This window comes from Microvirga flavescens, assembly GCF_003290125.1.
Classification (GTDB): Bacteria; Pseudomonadota; Alphaproteobacteria; order Rhizobiales; family Beijerinckiaceae; genus Microvirga; species Microvirga flavescens.
Genome location: NZ_QMKH01000001.1, coordinates 355,334 through 372,798 on the forward strand (window position 1 = coordinate 355,334; position 17,465 = coordinate 372,798).

Below are 17,465 nucleotides of genomic sequence, written 5' to 3' on the forward strand. Positions count from 1 at the left end.
ACGACGTCGCTCATGCTTCGACCCTCTCGGCTTTCGCATCGGCGCTGGTCATGACGGTGTAGAACACCCAGCAGACCGCGAGGATGATGAGGTTGTAGACCAGCGACATGGCCGCCGCCTTGCCGAGATCGAACTGGCCAAGCGCGAGCTTGACGAGATCGATGGACAGGAAGGTCGTGGCGTTGCCGGGGCCGCCGCCGGTGAGCACGAAGGGCTCGGTATAGATCATGAACGAATCCATGAAGCGCAGGAGAACGGCGATGAGAAGAACCCGCCGCATCTTCGGCAGCTGGATGGTGCGGAACACCGCCCAGCGCGAAGCGCCATCGATGCGCGCCGCCTGATAATAGGCGTCCGGAATGGATTTGAGGCCCGCATAACAGAGCAGCGCCACGAGGCTCGTCCAATGCCACACGTCCATCACGACGAGCGTGATCCACGCATCGAGGGTGTGGCCGGTGTAGTTGTAGTCGATGCCGAGATTGTTCACGGCCCAACCGAGCAGGCCGATATCGCTGCGCGCGAACACCTGCCAGATGGTGCCCACCACGTTCCACGGAATGAGAAGCGGCAGCGCCATGAGAACGAGCGAGAGCGCGACGCTCCATCCTTCGCGCGGCATGGCGAGCGCGATGGCGATGCCGAGCGGAATCTCGATGGCGAGAATGATCCCGGAGAAGAGAAGATTGCGCCACAGCGAATCGAAGAAGCGCCCGCCGAGCTCCTTTGACGGATCGAGCAGATCCTGAAACCAACCGACCCCGTTCCAGAAGAACTGGTTGTTTCCGAAGCTATCCTGCACAGAGTAATTCACCACCGTCATCAGCGGCAAAACCACTGAGAACGCGACCACGGCGAAGACCGGCAGGACGAGAAACCACGCCTTGTTGTTGACGATCTTGATCATCAGACATGCGCTCCCGTAGGCTGGCCGGGAACGAGATGCCCATCGGCGTAGATGTGGATATGGCGCGCATCGAAGGCGATGGAAGCCTCATCGCCCGCGATTAGAACACCCTCCGGTACGCTCGCGGCGATCGCGCGCCCCGCAAGATCGACCCGCGCGATGCGGGCGCGGCCGATATCGTCGATGCGGCGCACATGCACGGGAACGCCGGTTCCCTTCGGCTGCAATTGCAGGAATTCCGGGCGGATGCCGAGTTCGATCCGCTGGTTCTGCGGCAAACCGGGATAGGCTTGCTTCAGGGCGATAGCATTGTTCTCGACAAAGGCCGTCGCACCCTCGACCCTGCAAGGCAGCACGTTCATGCCGGGCGAGCCGATGAAATGGCCGACGAAGGTGTGCGCGGGGCGCTCGAACAGCTCATCCGGCGTGCCGGTCTGCACCACCGCGCCATCGTGCATCACCACCACCCGGTCGGCGAAGGTCAGCGCCTCGGTCTGGTCGTGCGTCACGTAGATCATGGTGATGTCGAGCGCACGGTGAATCTCCTTCAGGGTCGAGCGCAACTGCCATTTCAGGTGCGGGTCGATCACCGTGAGCGGCTCGTCGAAGAGGATCGCCGCAACGTCGGGCCGCACGAGGCCGCGCCCGAGGGAGATCTTCTGCTTCATGTCGGCGGTGAGGTTGCTCGCCTTGCGGTCGAGAACGCTCGAAAGATCGAGCAGCCGCGCAATCTCCTCCACCCGCGCGGCGGTTCTGTCCCGCGGCACATGACGGTTCTTCAGCGGAAAGGCGAGGTTTTCGCGCACGCTCATGGTGTCGTAGACCACCGGGAACTGGAACACCTGCGCGATATTGCGCGCTTCGGTGGGCAGGTCGGTCACGTCGCGGTCATCGAACAGAATGCGCCCACGCGTCGGGCGCACGAGGCCGGAGATGATGTTGAGAAGCGTCGTCTTTCCGCAACCCGAAGGGCCAAGCAGCGCATAGGCGCCGCCCTGCGTCCAGACATGGTTGATCTCTTTGAGCGCATAATCCTGCGGGCCTTGTGGGTCGGGCCGGTAGGCATGGGCGAGATGATCGAGAGTGATGCGCGCCATCGTTCCCTCTCCTCACGCGGCTTTGGGAAGATCGGACGCCACGAGGCGGCCCGCTTCGTCGAACAGGAAGAGATGGCGCGGATCGAGATAAGCCGTCACGGACGCGCCCGGTTCGAACCGCTTGACGCCGGGAACGAGGGCAACGAAACGCCGCTCGCCGGAATCGAGATGAATGAAACTCTCCGACCCCGTGATCTCGGAAACGGAGACAGTCGCGGGGATCGACAAGGCATCGCCGCCCAGAGGCTCGAAGCCCAAATGATGCGCGCGGAAGCCGACGGTGTATTCGCCGTCCGGCACCGCCGCGAAAGCGCCCGCCGCGCGCGCCTCGCCGCCGGTGGAGAGCGCAACCGTCGCGCCGCTCTTGCGTGCGGTGAGCGTGTTGAGCGGCGGATCGGAAAACACGCGCGCGCTCGTCAGGTCCTTCGGCTGGCGATAGACCTGCGGCGTCACGCCGAACTGCGTCACGCGGCCCTCGAACAGGGTCGCCGTGTTGCCGCCGAGAAGCAGCGCCTCCTGCGGCTCCGTCGTCGCGTAAACGAAGATCGCGCCCGACGCCGCGAACACGCGCGGCAATTCCTCGCGCAATTCCTCGCGCAGCTTGTAATCGAGATTGGCGAGCGGCTCGTCGAGAAGCACAAGATCCGCGCGCTTGACGAGAGCGCGCGCAATCGCGGTGCGCTGCTGCTGCCCGCCGGAAAGGTTCAGGGGCTTGCGGTCGAGATAAGGCTCGAGCTTGAGGAGCCGCGCGGCGTCCTTCACCCGTGCCTCGATCTCCGCCGCCGGAAGTCGCGCCACGCGCAGGGGCGAGGCGATGTTCTCATAGACGCTGAGCGAGGGGTAATTGATGAATTGCTGGTAGACCATCGCGACGGAGCGGCGCTGCACGGGCCATCCGGTCACGTCCTTGCCGTCGATCACGACCCGCCCGCTTGTCGGCGCGTCGAGCCCGGCCATGAGGCGCATCAGCGATGTCTTGCCCGCAAGGGTCGCCCCGAGGAGAACGTTGAGCGAGCCGCGCTCGAGGCTCAGCGACACGTCGTCGATGTAGGTTTGCGCGCCGACCTTTTTGCCGACCCGATCCAGAACCAGCGTCATCGCGCGTGCTCCAAACCGGATCGACGGCGGTTCGGCATCTTCCCGAACCGGCGGGCCGCGCCTGGCGCAAACGCGCCCGCAACCCCAAGCACTGCCGTGCCGAGCCCTGCCACCAAGCGTTATCTCCCTCGTCATTCCGGGTTCAAGCCCGGCTATTTATGGGACGAGCCTAAGTTGACAATAAAAGCTTCGCAATAATTTGTAGCCAGCTACCATATATCGATATGGCCAAGCTTTTGACGTAGCGTTTGGGTGCAGCGCAAAATAAACAGTGCGACAGGACTGGGAAGAAACTTCAGCACGGCGAAGAATTACTTGGCATCTAGCGCCGACATGCCCTCGCAGTCCGGCCATCGCAAGCACCGATTGCAACGAAAGTATGAGAGTTGTAGCCGATTCCTTGGGTCACCGTCCCGGTTTCACGAGCAATCATCCTGCAAGCGCCACGACAGCGTCACGCAGTACGGGTTAGGCATGTCGTCTCCCACCGACGGGATTGCACATGCTGACAGACCTCTACGACAGCGCCGATCAGGTTCGCGTGCAGCGCATGATCAGCGCCGGCGCCATCACGATCGCCGCCTACCAGGTCCGTGACCCCGCAACGGATCGCTTCGGCAGCCTGCAATTCCACATGAGCTGCGAGGAAGCCGCCATCAGCTCGATGAGTGAGAACGCCGCGCAACTTTTCGTGCAGTTCGTGCAGGAAACGTTGTCGGAAAAACCCGGCGACGAGTGAGCCGGGACGTCAGAGGCGCTTCCGCGCAAGCCGCGACCTTCACTCTGCACGATCATTCAAACCAGCCCCTCTCAGCCAGAGCCGAAGAGGGGCGGGAGAGGCGCTACAGGAAGGATCAGACGACGTAGAAATCCTTGTACGTCATCTTGAGCTTTTTTGAGAGCGTGGCGATCTGGACCTGCGCGGCGGAGCCGGTACCGTCGGCGTCATAATAGAGCGCTCCGGTCTTCTTGTTGTAGATGATGCGGTCATTCGCATCGTGCGCTGCGGCGCCGGCATAAAATTCACCCGACTTCAACACGCCTTTTTTGGTGATCTTCTTGAAGATCGACTTGGCGAGATGGATCGTGTCGTCCTTCACGGAGAAGTCCACGATCTTGTCGACGTTCGTCTTCTTGTTCGGCTTCGTGTCGAAGACGAAGATGTCTTTTCCATCGCCGCCGTAGAGAGTGTCCTTGCCGGCACCGCCATAGAGCTTGTCGTTGCCCGCTTCGCCACGCAGCGTGTCGTTGCCGGCATAGCCATAGATCACATTGTTGCCAGCTCCGCCCTGCAGGAAATCGGCGACCGGAGTGCCGTAAAGCACAGTGTCGGTGCCCAGCGACACGGTCCGATCGGCAAATTTAAGAACCTCGATATCGCGCAAGGTATCAATGCCGTCGGGGCCGGCAACCGTGACGGTTCCGTCGCTGTTGGTGGTCACCGTGTATTTTGTATAGGCGTCGGCATAAACCGCCGTGTCATACAAACCGCCACCGCCCTCGAGGGTGTCGTTGCCGCCATATCCTCTGAAGGTGTCGTCATAGGCCGTGCCGTAATAATGATCATCGGCTGACGTACCATCGACCGTGACAGCCGCGGTGCGTGGATCGATGATCTGACCCTTGATGTCGATCTTGTCGATGCCTGCTCCGATGACGTTGGTCCACGATACCATGATGCGGCCGTCGGCAAGAGTCGTGAGAGCCGGGCCGGTCTGGGCCTCATACCCGTCAGGCCCCTGCGGGATCGCGATGTGGTAATCCTGATCCAGGGCAACGCCGTCCTTGGAGAAGATCCGGATGCGGGCCATGTCCTTGTCGCCGGCCGCGCCCAATTTGAAATCGTTGTAGAGCACGGCAAAGCCGCCATCGATCAGGGCCGTCACCGACGGCTGGATCTGATCGCCCACGGTCACGGTGTTGACCTGGAAATCGGTTCCGACCAACGAACCGTCGGCATTGATGATTTGTGCCCGGATCGACTGGCCCGAGCCATCGCCGCTGGCCGGATCCCAATGGATATAGGTGACAACCATACGGCCGTCGGAGAGCTTCGTCGCAGAAGGTCTGGTTTGCTCTCCTGTCAGAGTCGTGTGGGCAAGAACATTTTCCCGAACGAGGACACCCTCTTTCGTCAAGATCGAAAAATAGATGTGACCGGGAGTACCGACATCAGAGTCTTCATAAAGTGAATTAAACTGAACAACATTTCCATTATTGAGGGCAACAACAGCTATACCACCAGTGTCAACGCTTATATGTCCGATAGATTCTTGGTAGTTCTTTTCAAGAACTGAATCTTTAATACTAAATCGAATATTGCTTGGACTGGCCGCAGATTTTGTGAGACCGACGTAAAAGCTTTCATTATCGATGACGGAAATGGCATTTTCTCTAAGATATGGTTGCGAGCCGGGCACGTTGTAGACCAAAAAATCAGGGCCTGTCGGTGTCCCATTTGAGTTGAAGATCGAGGCGCGCACATAGGAAGCAGTAGTAAATTCAGGATGTTCCGTCCACGCGACCACAAACCGGCCATCCGGGAAGACCGCCACCGTCGGAGTAACCTGATCGCCAATCGTTGTGCTGTTGACGAGAAACTCATCGCCGCGCGTTGTCCCATCGGCATTAAACAGTTGTCCGCGAATAGCGCGGCCACTGGTGTCGCCGCCGCTGGCGCTCAGATCTTCCCACACGGCCACGAAGCCGCCATCCCTGAGAGCCGCCACTTTCGAATTGTGCTGTATGTTGTCCGTGGTGGAGTTAAGCGTAAAAGAAAAACCCCAAAGGGCAGGCGCTGCCATGTTTATCTTTCCTGGATCGGCTTTCATTGAAAATTGATCCGCGAATACCACGATTACGTTGCGTCTTCCCTATTCAAACAACAAGGATTTCGAGGCGTGTCGCCTCTTCAGTCACGGAGCGACGCTCGACGTGCGGCTGCACTCTAACCAGAGGATCGCGGCTGCGATTAGCCTAACCACCTGTTCCGACAGCAGCGGCAGACAGCAGGGCTGCGACCCGGCCGAACGGCGGAATTCTTCCGCAACAAACTCAACGATTTTGGGAATTAAATGGTGCCGCAAGAGGGATGCTAAACCGCCTTGCAGAACCTAAGCAAAATAAGCGTTTCTCGACCCAAGGGCCGCGGGCTCCGCACCAGCTTTGTGTACCAACGGCGAGAACACTCGTGCGGGTGAGACTATGGTCCCGTTGCGCTTCTCTGGGCCAGCCCGGAGAAGCACCTTCCCCAATCTGAGAATAACTCGAAGAGATGGTCACCCAGCGGTGTCTTCCGTCTCTCCATACGCAACGTTGATTCTCTAGCACTCTGAGAGGCTCAAAGCAGTACTGGGCAAAGCAAAGTCCGGACGAGTGCGACAGCACACATCGGCTTCACGCGAGATGGTCGCTCCGTACTTTCCTAGTTGTTCAACCAGCGAGACGCTACGTCATGTGTGTCATCACCTTCGCCCAATACATCGACTTTTCGATTCGATAAGAGACGGGCCGATGCCCACGACCGTGAAAGGGATGAAGATATGACATTAAAGATTTGGGGCACCGAGGACTTAGTCCTGGCGAAATCGGGCGTGCAAAAGACGAATATCACGGCCTTGCCAAACGGTGGGTACGTGGTGTCCTGGACCGAAAGCGACGACGGTCGTATTTATCTCCAGCGGTATGATGGCGCCGGACAAAAGGTTGGTACGCGGACGGCGGTCGATACCGCAGGCGACAAGCAGTTTGATTCGGAAATCCAGGCTTATGGATCGGACGGTGACTTCGTCGTAAGCTGGCAGGAGTCAAAGGGTTCAGCCAACGGTTGGAGCTACAAATTTCGCATATTCAAAGCCGATGGAACGGTCAAGGATACGCAATTCATTGCAGAAAATATCGTCAGCGCTAACCAGTCTCGGCCCGCGATAGCGAGCAAATTGGATGGTGGATTTGTCTCGGCTTATCAGACCGGAAACATTATCAAATTCTCGGTGCACAACCCGAATGGAACAATCGCTAATACCTACGATGTAGTGTCAAACAACGGCGCTCAATGGGTCGATGTCATCGCCACTGATGACGACAGATATATCGTCAGCTATTCCATCAGCGGCACGGTATATTACCGGGCGATGTCCGCGAGCGGTGCCCTTAGCGCGCAAACGCTAGTTGGGTCGGGCTCCCGCTCGGATGTGGTCGCTTTAAAGGATGATCTGGGCAGTCTAACGGGCGCTTCCGCCATTGTTTACAATAACGGGCAGACCTTAACAGCAAAGTTGTCCAGCGGCGCGACCGTTGAGATCACGCGAAATGGATTGGACCAGTTCGACTACGTCGGCGCAACAGCGTTGCGAGGAGGTCGAACTGCTGTCGTCTATACTGAAATCGTTTATGGTTCAGATGGCAAAGTAGTCGATAATGGCGATGTCTATGTGAGCATCATTGAAGCCGATGGTAAGATCGGCGGTAAGATCCTCGTCAATGCTCGGGCTGCAAACGACGGCGCAGGGCAGCAATACACACCTGCGATATCGGAAATGACGGATGGACGCTTGGCCATCACATGGCATGATCCGACATATCCTGGTGGAGCAAGTGTCTCGACGACAATCGTCGATCCACGCATCAAAGCCGTCACAGTCGAGGGGACAGCGCGCGACGATATTTATTACGGCACCGAGTTTGACCTAGACATTCTGTTCGGGCGTGTCGGAAACGACAAGCTCTACGGTGGCGCCGGGAGCGATATTCTCAACGGTGGCGCAGGCGCGGATCTTCTTGACGGCGGCGCAGGCGACGCTGATATGGCCGATTACGCTGGCAGTTCAGCTCTGCACGCGAGCCTGGGTGGCGACTTCGCCAACACGGGAGATGCGTTGGGCGACATTTATGTGTCGATCGAAAATCTAAACGGCGGTGCCGGCAATGATATTCTGGGCGGCAATGCGGGCGCGAACCACATCTACGGTGGCGGCGGCGTCAACCGGCTCTATGGTGGTGCGGGTGAAGCAGCTGATACACTTGAAGGCGGCGATCTATGGGATATCGCGACTTATGAATACTCCAGAGCCGGCGTAGGCATCACGCTCGATCTGCTTAATACAGGCGCGGCTAACAGGAGCACCGGCGAAGCGAAGGGCGATTTCTATATCAAGATCGATGCGTATGGCGGGACTCAATATGACGACACCTTTATCGGCGCCGCTAACACATACAACGAGTTCTGGGGTTACGGCGGTAATGATACGCTGATTGGCGGGACGGCCAACGACTTCCTGGACGGTGGCGATGGGGACGACATTCTTCGTGGAGGCGCTGGTGGTGACACCATGGTTGGTGGTGCCGGCATTGACTTCGCGTCCTACGAGAATGCCACCAAAGGTGTGACGGCTTCGCTGGCAGACCGTACTCTGAACAAGGGCGATGCGGAGGGCGATTTCTACACTCACCAAGGCGCACCAACAAGCATCGAGGGCCTGATCGGCAGCGCCCACGACGACACGCTCATCGGTGACGACAACGCCAATACCCTTGAAGGCGGGGCAGGAAACGACATCCTGCGAGGCAATGGAGGGCGCGATACCGTCTCCTACGTAAGGTCCAATGCTGGTGTCGTGGTGGACCTTGCCGCCAAAATTGGCTCAGGCGGGCATGCTCAGGGCGATAAGTATGAGAGCATCGAGAACGCCATCGGTTCCAGCTATAACGACACGTTCATCACTGATGCGGACGCCAATGCGCTGAATGGCGGAGGCGGCATTGACACGGTAGATTACTCCAATTCCGGAGCAGCCGTGGCGGTCAACCTTGCCACCGGACAAGGTGCCGGAGGCAATGCTCAAGGTGACACCTATTCGGAGATCGAGAACGTCATCGGATCTCGGTTTAACGACGTTCTGGTCGGGAACAGCGCTGCGAATGTCCTGATCGGCGGGGAAGGCGACGACAGCTATTACGTCAGCTTCGGTGATGTCGTTGTCGAAAAAGCTGGTGAAGGCACCGACACAATCTTCGCAGATGCCAACTATACCCTCGGTGCGAATATCGAGTCGCTGACTGGTATCGGTGGTGGCGCGCTCATCCTCACGGGTAATGAGCTGAACAACACTATTACCGGCAATGCTGCCGGAAACTGGATTGACGGCGGCATTGGCGCGGATACGATGATTGGCGGTGGAGGCGATGATTTCTATGTCATCGACGATGCCGGCGATGTGATCATCGACAACGAGGGCAATAACACTGTTCTGCTGAAGACAGCTTACGATCTGTCCAAGTTGCCTTCCTCCGTCAACGCTACCCTTGCCGATGGTGTCAACATGACGCTGACGGGAACGAACGGCTCCAACGTCCTCAGAGGAAATGCTGCCGCTAATATCCTGAAAGGCATGGGCGGGAACGACAAGATCTATGGTCTGGAAGGCAATGACAAGCTTTATGGCGGGTCGGGCAAGGACACGTTCATCTTCGACACACGCTTGCACAAGAGCAAGAATGTAGACAAGATCTACGATTTCAAGTCTAAAGACGACAGCATCTGGCTTGATAATGCTATCTTCAAGAAGTTGGGTAAGGGTACACCGACCAAGCCGGAGAAGCTCAAGTCGGGCATGTTTTATGAGGGCACGAAGGCTCACGACGCGGATGATCGGATCATCTACGACAAGAAGACCGGCAACCTGTACTACGATGCCGACGGAACCGGGAAATCGGCTCAGGTGAAGTTTGCCACCCTCACCAACAAGACGAAGCTCTATTACAACGACTTCTTCGTGATCTAGTGAACGCGAAATAGAGTCTCTAAAGTGCCGCCCGGTGCAAACTGTGGCGGCACTTTGCTTTTGTTAATTGGGAAATGAGTTGGCAATAGCGCCGAAAATTTCAAATTTTCAGCATTTTGCTGGGTTTGCTTGCCCGCTAAGTCTTTGAGCGAAGAATGGTGCCGCAAGAGGGATTCGAACCCCCGACCCCCTCATTACGAATGAGGTGCTCTACCAGCTGAGCTATTGCGGCGTCGCGATCGACTGATCGGAGAGGGCGACCTCATAGCCGTTGCCCTCCCGGTTGGCAAGGGGTTGGCGAGTATTTGCAGCGCCAAACCGCGGGAACTTACAGGAACAAGGTTCGAGCCAGCGGCGGCGGCTCGGCGGGGCCGGGGTCGTCGGGGGAATGGTTCAACGGAAACACCACCGGCTCCGGCCGAGCGGCAGGCGCAGGCTTAGGCAGCGGCTCCTTTGCCAAAGGGCTCGCGTCAGGGCCTTGCGTTGAGAGCGGGAGCGGCTGCGGAGCGGCCTCATCCCGGGGCGGCAGAGGGAGAACCTTCGGCTCCTCGTCGAGATCCGCCGTCACCTCGTCGCTCAAGGCGAGTTCGGGGGCGATGAGCACATCCGGCGGAGCTTGCCAGACGAAGGCATCAAGACGGCCCGTCACGGGGGAGATGGGAGCCCAGGTATCGGAGACGACGCCATCGGCGATCCAGGCCGGATCGCGCGGCGCGCGGCTTGCCCGGGCGAGCCATTCGCGGCCCTTGCCGGTCGCGCCATGCTCGGCCTGTTCGAGATCGGACATGAGGAGGCAGGCGCGCATGGTCGGGCGTTCGGCCACAAGCGGCTCCAGCACCGCGCGGGCGCGGGCGAATTCCCGCGCTTCCAGCGCCGCGCGGGCGACGGCGAGCCGCCCTTCCGGCGCGTCGTTGGAAAGCTTCAGCAACGTTTCGGCCCGCTTTAAACGGTCCAGCGCCGAATCGCCGGGGCGCAGGTTGAGATAGACCTCCGCGAGGTCCGGATGCGGCTGCCGCCGCCAAGCGGTCTCGACCACCTTGGCCGCGCGGCGCAATTCGCCCTTGTGGGAGAGAAGCTTTCCCGCCAACGCTGCTGCGGGCACGAGATCGGGCGCGAGTTTGAGCGCATCCTGCGCGCTATCGAGCGCGCCTTCGCTGTCGCGCTCGGCGCGGTCCAGGGCATCGGCGGTGAGCAGCACCGCGCGGCTGCGCTTCGCGGCGGGCTTGTCGAGAAGACCGAGGGAGGCCCGGCGTTCGATGGCGCCGAGCGCCCCGCGCCAATCGCGCTCGGCGCATTGCGCCTCGAGCACCGCATCGCTCGCCCAGGCAGCGGCGGGGGCAAGGCGGGTCGCCTCGAGCGCGTATTCGCGCGCGGCAGGCGCATCGCCCCGGCGGCGGGCCTCGACGAAGAGGCCGCGCAGGCCCAAAACACGGGTCTCGCTCTCGTCCATCATCTGCGTGAAGGCGGCTTCCGCCGCCGCGCGGTTGCCGGAGATCTGCGCGGCCTGCGCGCGCAGAAGCAGCGTCAGCGCCTCGGCCCCGAGAAGCCGCTCCGCCTCGTTGGCGTAACGCCGAGCGGAAACCGGATCGCCCGCGCCGACCGCCACCATGCCGCGCGACACCGCCTGATAGCCGCGCGCCCGACGGCGGGCGCGGGACGCGAAGGTGAGGCGCGACGGCAGGCGCAGGATTCCCATCACCACCGCCCATACCAGGGCAAGCAGCACCGCGATGCCGATGATCCCGACAGCGGCGACCGCCACCGAAGTCCGCATTTCATAACCGGCAAAGGTCACGAGAACCGTGCCGGGGCGATCCGCGAGCCAGACCGCGCCGAAGGCTGCGATGCACAAAAGGCCGATGAAGACGAGAACGCGCCACATGTTGCAGTCGATCCTTCTGTTATCGGGCCGGCCTGTTGAGGCCGGCGAGGGCGTCCGCCGCCACCGCCTTGGCCGCTGCATCGGCCTGAGCCCGCTGCCTGGCGAGGCGTCCCCATTCCTCGGAGAGGCGGCGCGAGGGTTCCGGCAACGCCTCCCAGACCGCGACGGCCTTGACGACATCGCCCTGCGCGAGCGCATCCTCGATCCGGGACACGAGGGCGGGGACGCCGGAGGCATCCGGCGCGTTGACGGCGCGGATGGTCACGACCTTATCGAGAAGCCGCAGCGCCTGATCGCTCAAGCTGCCGGATGCGCCGCGCGCCTCCTGCAGAATGGCCGTGCCGAGGGGCTTGAAGCTGCGGGCGAGGCTGTCCGCCGTCGGCGCGCCTCCTTGCGCGAACGGCGCGAGGGCCTGAAGCCGCGCGTTGTCTTTCTCGACCTTCTGCAGGGCGGTGAGCACGTCCGCATAAGGCGCGCCCTGCCGCAGGGCGGCGTTCAGGCGTTCGGCAAGGGCGATCTTCACGCTCGCCTCGGCGGCGTCCGACACACTGCCGGAAACCTGGCCGGAAAGGGCGGCAATCTGCTTCTCCTGCTCAGCGATGCGCTGCTGCAGGGCCTGCACGGTGTCCGTGGCCGATTGCGCGCCGCCCTGTACCTGCGCCTCCAGCGCGGCGAGCTTTTTCGAGAGCCCTTCGAGAGCTGCATTATCCTGCGGGGCGGCGGGCTCGGGCAGCGGGCGGGACAGCGCTTCCACGGCCCGCTGGTCGGCGCGCCCAGCCAGTGCCTGGTTCCGCCGCAGCCGCTCGGCCATCAGCCGGCGCGATTCCTCGAGCTGCGCGACGCGCGCCTCCATGATGCCCGCGCTCGTCAGCTGCGCAATCTTTTCGACCTTCTTCTCAACCTGGGCAAGACTCGGGTTCTCGATCGGCGCAACGGCCTGCACGCCGAGCACAATGCCCGCGCCGACAAGCCCGCCGAGAATGCCCGCACCGGCGAGCGGCCCAAACCTGTCGAGGCGGGAGACCGGGGGCTGAGGCGGCGTGGAGCGCCCGTTGCCGCCCTCGGTCTTCGCCTCGTCCTTGATCGCATCGACGCCGGGGCCTGCCTCGAAGGGAGCCGGCTCGTCCACCGGCTGTCCTTCCGAGGCCGCATTCGACGCGGACGCGCCCTCGTCGAGCACGGTCGCCTTCAAGTCGAGCGTCGCCGGCTCGCGCGCGGGCTTCCTGCCGTTGGAAGATGCGGAGGGAGAGTCGTTGAAATCAGTCACTGGACATCCTTGAGCGCGGCATCTGCGAGGCCTGAATGCGGCATATGATCGGTCTCCTAAGCCTCAGGATGGCCGATGAGACGGTTTTCCGAAAGTCTGCATGGTCTGCAAGACTTGCAAGAGGGCCTCCTCCTCAGGCCGCGCGGCAATCGCCACCGGGGTCGCGGCAAAGCCTTGCAGCGGCGCGGCGACATCCGCCGAGAGGCAAACATGCCGAAAAGCACGGAACGCGGGTGAGAGCCCGGCCTCCTCCACCAGCCGAAGCAGAATATCGACGCTCCTGCGGGAATAATGGAGCGCGGCGTCGATCCGGCCAGCCCGCAGGGCCTCTGCGGCAGTGGCGGGAAGAACGGGAACCGCCCGCGCCTCGTAAGCCTCCCACACCTCAACCACAAAGCCCGCCATGCGCAGCGAGGCATCGGGCTCCGCCTTGTGGTGAAGGCCGGTGACGTGGAGCAGGGCCGCGCCGGGCGCAAGATCACGCCGGATCATGGCGGCAAGGGAGACGGCATCGCCCTCCGCCGTCAGAATGGACGTGAAGCCCGCCTCCGCAACGGCTTCGGCTGTCCGCCCGCCTACGGCGAAGACGAGGTGGTCCTTGTCCTCGATGGCGGCAAGAGCCGGAACCGCATGGGCGCTGGTGACGATGAGCGCTTCCCACGGCCCAGGGGGCCGGGGCGCGCCCGTCGGGACGATCTCGAGGATCGGCGCAATCACAGCCTCATGACCGAGAGCAACGAGACGCTTCGCGGTGCGCTCCGCATCGGGCCGGGCCCGTGTGACGAGAACCCGCATCAGATGTTCAAGAACCCGGCGGGCATGCGGGCCTTGAGGTCGAGACCGGCCTCGCGCCCAAGCGCCTCGGCATCCTGCGGCGCGCCGGTTTTCGTGACTGACAGGCTGTCCGACCCATCCGGGCGAAGGACGAGGCCGCGCAGGACAAGCGCCCCGCCCTCAAGGCGGGCATGGCCTGCGATGGGCGTGCGGCAAGAGCCGTCGAGAACTGACAGGAACGCCCGCTCCGCCGCGAGCGCATAACCCGTCTCGGCATGGAGAATCGGCGCCAAGGCCTCATGCACCCGCGCGTCCTTCTCCCGTACGGCGATGGCGATGGCGCCCTGCCCGACGGCGGGGAGAAAATCGGCGGTGTCGAGAACGGCGGTCACATGCTCGGTGAGGCCGAGCCGCCGCAGGCCCGCCATCGCAAGCAACGTCGCATCGACCTCGCCCCGGTCGAGCTTGGCGAGGCGCGTTTCCACATTGCCACGCAACAGGGTGACCTTGAGGTCGGGCCGCAGACGCAGCACCTGCGCCTGACGCCGGAGCGAAGCGGTGCCGACCACGGCCCCTTGCGGCAGATCGCTCAAGGACGCCGCGCGGCGGCTGATGAAGGCGTCGCGCACGTCCTCACGGGGGAAATATCCGGCGATCACGATGCCCTCGGGCAGAACCGTCGGCAGATCCTTGGAGGAATGCACGGCGAGATCGATTCGCCCGTCGAGAAGCTCGTTGTCGAGCTCCTTGGTGAAGAGGCCCTTGCCGCCCGCCTCCGACAGCGCCCTGTCCTGAATGGTGTCGCCGGTGGTCTTGATAAGATTGAGCGGCAGTTGCTCCGCGCTCCAGCCAAGCGATTGCGCCAGCCGGTCTTGTGCTTCGTGCGCCTGCGCCAGCGCCAGGGGGCTGCCCCGCGTGCCGATCGTCAGTCTTTCCGCCATTCTCATCTCGTCTCTTGTCGGCGCGGCATTGACGGTCGCGCCCTTAAATTCCGGTTATGCCGCCCGCTCGCGGAAGGTCCGCGTGATCGGTGTTTGATCTTGTGCGGCGCGGCGGACTATAGGGGGAGGATACACGGGCCGTGAAGCCCGAAGTTTTTGTTTCCAAAAACCGGCTCTGGGACGTCGAATGCGCATTCTCGGTATCGAAACGACCTGCGATGAAACCGCCGCCGCCGTGGTGGGCGTCGGATTCGACGGACGCGGCGAGATCCTCTCCAACGAGGTCCTGAGCCAGATCGCGCAGCATGCCGCCTATGGCGGCGTCGTGCCGGAAATCGCGGCCCGCGCGCATCTGGAGGTCATCGACCGGCTGGTGGACCGGGCGCTGAAGAACGCCAATACCACCATCAACGAGATCGACGGCATTGCGGTTGCGGCAGGTCCCGGCCTGATCGGCGGCGTGCTGGTGGGGCTCACCACCGCCAAGGCGCTGGCGCTCGTCACCCGCAAGCCGCTGATGTGCGTGAACCATCTGGAGGCCCATGCGCTGACCGCGCGCATGACCGACGGCATCGCGTTCCCCTATCTGCTGCTCCTCGCCTCGGGCGGGCATACGCAGCTCGTGGCGGTGAAGGGCGTCGGCGATTATGTCCGCATCGGCACCACCATCGACGACGCCATCGGCGAAGCCTTCGACAAGGTGGCGAAGCTTCTGGGCCTCCCCTATCCCGGCGGGCCGCATGTGGAGAGGGAGGCCGCGAAGGGCAACCCGGAACGCTTCAACCTGCCCCGGCCCATGCAGGGGCGACCCGAGCCGAACTTTTCCCTCTCCGGCCTCAAGACCGCCGTTCGCCTCGAGGCGGAGCGCGTCGCGCCGCTCAGTCAGAGCGACGTGGCGGACCTGTGCGCCAGCTTCCAGGCCGCCGTCGCCGATATCGTGGTGGACCGCACCCGCACGGCCCTGCGCGCCTTCCGCGACATTGCCGGGCACCCGACGGCCCTCGTCGTGGCGGGGGGCGTTGCCGCCAACCAGACCCTGCGCGCCACCCTGCAACGCCTTGCGGTGGAAACCGGCCTCAAGCTCGTCGCGCCGCCGGTGAACCTGTGCGGCGACAACGGGGCCATGATTGCCTGGGCGGGCCTCGAGCGCCTGCGCCTCGGCCTCATCGACGACATCACGACCCCGGCCCGCGCCCGCTGGCCGCTCGATACCAGCCGCGACGAGGCGGGGGCGAAGGCGTGAGCGCAACCCGGCCCCGCATCGGCATTGCAGGAGCGGGAGCCTGGGGAACGGCCCTCGCCAATGTCGCAGCCGTCGCCGGAAACGACGTCACCCTCTGGATGCGCGACCCGGACCAGGCGACGACCCTGGCCGCAACGGGAATGAACGAGCGCTTTTTGCCCGGCATCTTGCTGCATCCGAATGTTCGCCCGACTGACGACCTGACCGCGCTTGCCGAGGCGCAATGCGTCCTTCTCGTCACGCCGGCGCAGACCACGCGGGACATGACGGCGGCGTTGACGCCGATCCTGAGCGCCGACGCGCCTCTCATTCTCTGCGCCAAGGGCATCGAGCGCAGCAGCAACGCCTTTTTGAGCGACATCGTGAGCGAAGTTCGCCCCGGCGCGCCGGTAGCCGTGCTCTCCGGGCCGAGTTTCGCGGACGATGTGGCGCGGGGCCTGCCCACCGCCGTCACCCTCGCCTGCCGGGAGGCCGCGCTTGCCGAAACCTGGGCGAACGCCCTCTCCGGCCCGACCTTCCGCGTCTATCACCGCACCGACGTGCGCGGCGTCGAAATCGGCGGCGCGGCGAAGAACGTGCTCGCCATCGCCAGCGGCGCGGTGGCCGGGAAAGGCCTTGGCGAGAGCGCCAAGGCGGCCCTGATCGCACGCGGCTTTGCCGAATTGCTGCGCTTCGCAAAAGCCTATGGCGGCATGGCGGAAACCCTGATGGGCCTGTCCGGCCTCGGGGATCTGGTGCTCACCTGCTCCACCGCCCAATCCCGCAACTTCGCCTTCGGGCAGCGGCTCGGCCAGGGCCTTGCTTCCGAGGCGGCCTCCGGCGGTAAATTGGTGGAGGGCGCAACAACGGCGGGCGCGCTCCTGGCGCTGGCCAAGGCGAGGAACGTGGAAATGCCCATCGCCGAAGCGGTGGCGCAGGTTCTCGCCGGAACGTGGAACCTCGATCAGGCCATCGAGGCGTTGATGGCAAGGCCGATCAAATCCGAGGAATGGGGATAGGAATGGCGCACTGGCTCTACAAATCGGAACCGTCCGTCTGGTCCTGGGACCAACAGGTGGCGGCGGGCGACAAGGGCACGTTCTGGAACGGCGTGCGCAACCACGTCGCCAAGCAGAACCTGATGGCCATGAAAAAGGGCGAGAAGGGCTTTTTCTACCATTCCAACGAGGGCAAGGCGATCGTCGGCATCGTCGAGGTCATCAAGGAATACTATCCCGACCACACGGATGAGACGGGCAAGTTCGGAATGGTGGACATCAACGCCGTGAAGCCCTTCAAGCGCGCGGTGACGCTGGAGGAAATCAAGGTCGAGCCGAAGCTCAAGGACATGATCCTCGTCAACAATTCGCGCCTGTCCGTGCAGCCGGTGACGGATGCGGAATGGGCGCTGATCTGCAAGATGGGCGGGCTGTAGAAGTCCCCTCACTCCACGCGTGCGGGACACCTGTGAGAGCGCCACGCACGCCGGATGTCA

General features: G+C 62.5%; 13 protein-coding genes and 1 tRNA gene. 5 read left to right on the forward strand and 9 right to left on the reverse strand.

What is annotated here, in order from left to right:
- Positions 1-10: 10 nt before the first annotated feature.
- The 3 genes from DQW91_RS01520 to DQW91_RS01530 are packed head-to-tail and all read right to left on the reverse strand — an operon-like array spanning position 11 to position 3,102.
- Complete coding sequence (locus DQW91_RS01520; RefSeq protein ID WP_112661808.1) at positions 11-907, reverse strand: carbohydrate ABC transporter permease; 897 nt, start codon at positions 905-907, stop codon at positions 11-13.
- Positions 907-2,004: an ABC transporter ATP-binding protein gene (locus DQW91_RS01525; RefSeq protein WP_112661809.1), complete on the reverse strand. Its 1,098-nt coding sequence runs from the start codon at positions 2,002-2,004 to the stop codon at positions 907-909. Before DQW91_RS01525 ends, DQW91_RS01520 begins: the two co-directional genes overlap by 1 nt.
- 12 nt (positions 2,005-2,016) lie before the next feature.
- On the reverse strand, positions 2,017-3,102 hold the full coding sequence (locus DQW91_RS01530; RefSeq protein WP_112661810.1) for an ABC transporter ATP-binding protein: 1,086 nt from the start codon (positions 3,100-3,102) through the stop codon (positions 2,017-2,019).
- Between the two features lie 502 nt (positions 3,103-3,604).
- On the opposite strand from DQW91_RS01530, the gene DQW91_RS01535 reads away from it, so the two are divergent.
- Positions 3,605-3,841 carry a hypothetical protein gene (locus tag DQW91_RS01535; RefSeq protein ID WP_112661811.1) on the forward strand — a complete coding sequence of 79 codons (237 nt, stop codon included), beginning with the start codon at positions 3,605-3,607 and terminating at the stop codon, positions 3,839-3,841.
- Positions 3,842-3,956: 115 nt separating this feature from the next.
- On the opposite strand, the gene DQW91_RS01540 is transcribed toward DQW91_RS01535, so the two are convergent.
- Positions 3,957-5,906 (reverse strand): calcium-binding protein, encoded by a 1,950-nt coding sequence (locus tag DQW91_RS01540; RefSeq protein WP_198411745.1) that lies wholly within the window; start codon positions 5,904-5,906, stop codon positions 3,957-3,959.
- 738 nt (positions 5,907-6,644) lie between these two features.
- On the opposite strand from DQW91_RS01540, the gene DQW91_RS01545 reads away from it, so the two are divergent.
- Entirely contained in the window at positions 6,645-9,884 is a 3,240-nt protein-coding gene (locus DQW91_RS01545) for a calcium-binding protein (RefSeq protein ID WP_112661813.1), read from the forward strand.
- 156 nt (positions 9,885-10,040) lie between these two features.
- Here DQW91_RS01545 and DQW91_RS01550 read toward each other — a convergent pair.
- The 5 genes from DQW91_RS01550 to hemC all read right to left on the reverse strand — a co-directional run bounded on the left by DQW91_RS01550 (position 10,041) and on the right by hemC (position 14,748).
- Positions 10,041-10,116 (reverse strand) — tRNA-Thr (locus DQW91_RS01550).
- A gap of 96 nt (positions 10,117-10,212) precedes the next feature.
- Positions 10,213-11,766 carry a heme biosynthesis protein HemY gene (locus DQW91_RS01555; RefSeq protein ID WP_112661814.1) on the reverse strand — a complete coding sequence of 518 codons (1,554 nt, stop codon included), beginning with the start codon at positions 11,764-11,766 and terminating at the stop codon, positions 10,213-10,215.
- A 19-nt stretch (positions 11,767-11,785) separates the two neighbouring features.
- The gene (locus DQW91_RS01560; RefSeq protein WP_112661815.1) at positions 11,786-13,033 is read right to left on the reverse strand and encodes a COG4223 family protein; all 1,248 of its coding nucleotides are present in this window, start codon (positions 13,031-13,033) and stop codon (positions 11,786-11,788) included.
- A 63-nt stretch (positions 13,034-13,096) separates the two neighbouring features.
- The gene (locus tag DQW91_RS01565; protein WP_112661816.1) at positions 13,097-13,828 is read right to left on the reverse strand and encodes a uroporphyrinogen-III synthase; all 732 of its coding nucleotides are present in this window, start codon (positions 13,826-13,828) and stop codon (positions 13,097-13,099) included.
- Positions 13,828-14,748, reverse strand: coding sequence for a hydroxymethylbilane synthase (hemC, locus tag DQW91_RS01570; protein WP_112661817.1), 921 nt, complete (start codon positions 14,746-14,748; stop codon positions 13,828-13,830). Before hemC ends, DQW91_RS01565 begins: the two co-directional genes overlap by 1 nt.
- Before the next feature lie 187 nt (positions 14,749-14,935).
- Here hemC and tsaD point away from each other — a divergent pair, with 187 nt between their 5' ends.
- From tsaD to DQW91_RS01585, 3 genes are read left to right on the forward strand one after another with little or no spacing between them, the layout of a single operon-like run.
- Complete coding sequence (gene tsaD, locus DQW91_RS01575) at positions 14,936-15,991, forward strand: tRNA (adenosine(37)-N6)-threonylcarbamoyltransferase complex transferase subunit TsaD (RefSeq protein WP_112661818.1); 1,056 nt, start codon at positions 14,936-14,938, stop codon at positions 15,989-15,991.
- The gene (locus DQW91_RS01580; RefSeq protein WP_112661819.1) at positions 15,988-16,989 is read left to right on the forward strand and encodes an NAD(P)H-dependent glycerol-3-phosphate dehydrogenase; all 1,002 of its coding nucleotides are present in this window, start codon (positions 15,988-15,990) and stop codon (positions 16,987-16,989) included. Before tsaD ends, DQW91_RS01580 begins: the two co-directional genes overlap by 4 nt.
- A gap of 2 nt (positions 16,990-16,991) precedes the next feature.
- Complete coding sequence (locus tag DQW91_RS01585; protein WP_112661820.1) at positions 16,992-17,405, forward strand: EVE domain-containing protein; 414 nt, start codon at positions 16,992-16,994, stop codon at positions 17,403-17,405.
- Positions 17,406-17,465 lie beyond the last annotated feature (60 nt).

Excerpts from the sequence above, each read along its gene's own strand:
- DQW91_RS01565 (WP_112661816.1), bottom strand. The coding sequence starts at position 13,828 with ATGCGGGTTCTCGTCACACGGGCCCGGCCCGATGCGGAGCGCACCGCG.
- DQW91_RS01545 (WP_112661813.1), top strand. The coding sequence starts at position 6,645 with ATGACATTAAAGATTTGGGGCACCGAGGACTTAGTCCTGGCGAAATCG.
- DQW91_RS01540 (WP_198411745.1), bottom strand. The coding sequence starts at position 5,906 with ATGGCAGCGCCTGCCCTTTGGGGTTTTTCTTTTACGCTTAACTCCACC.
- DQW91_RS01585 (WP_112661820.1), top strand. The coding sequence starts at position 16,992 with ATGGCGCACTGGCTCTACAAATCGGAACCGTCCGTCTGGTCCTGGGAC.
- DQW91_RS01555 (WP_112661814.1), bottom strand. The coding sequence starts at position 11,766 with ATGTGGCGCGTTCTCGTCTTCATCGGCCTTTTGTGCATCGCAGCCTTC.
- DQW91_RS01535 (WP_112661811.1), top strand. The coding sequence starts at position 3,605 with ATGCTGACAGACCTCTACGACAGCGCCGATCAGGTTCGCGTGCAGCGC.
- tsaD (WP_112661818.1), top strand. The coding sequence starts at position 14,936 with ATGCGCATTCTCGGTATCGAAACGACCTGCGATGAAACCGCCGCCGCC.
- DQW91_RS01530 (WP_112661810.1), bottom strand. The coding sequence starts at position 3,102 with ATGACGCTGGTTCTGGATCGGGTCGGCAAAAAGGTCGGCGCGCAAACC.
- DQW91_RS01520 (WP_112661808.1), bottom strand. The coding sequence starts at position 907 with ATGATCAAGATCGTCAACAACAAGGCGTGGTTTCTCGTCCTGCCGGTC.
- DQW91_RS01525 (WP_112661809.1), bottom strand. The coding sequence starts at position 2,004 with ATGGCGCGCATCACTCTCGATCATCTCGCCCATGCCTACCGGCCCGAC.
- hemC (WP_112661817.1), bottom strand. The coding sequence starts at position 14,748 with ATGGCGGAAAGACTGACGATCGGCACGCGGGGCAGCCCCCTGGCGCTG.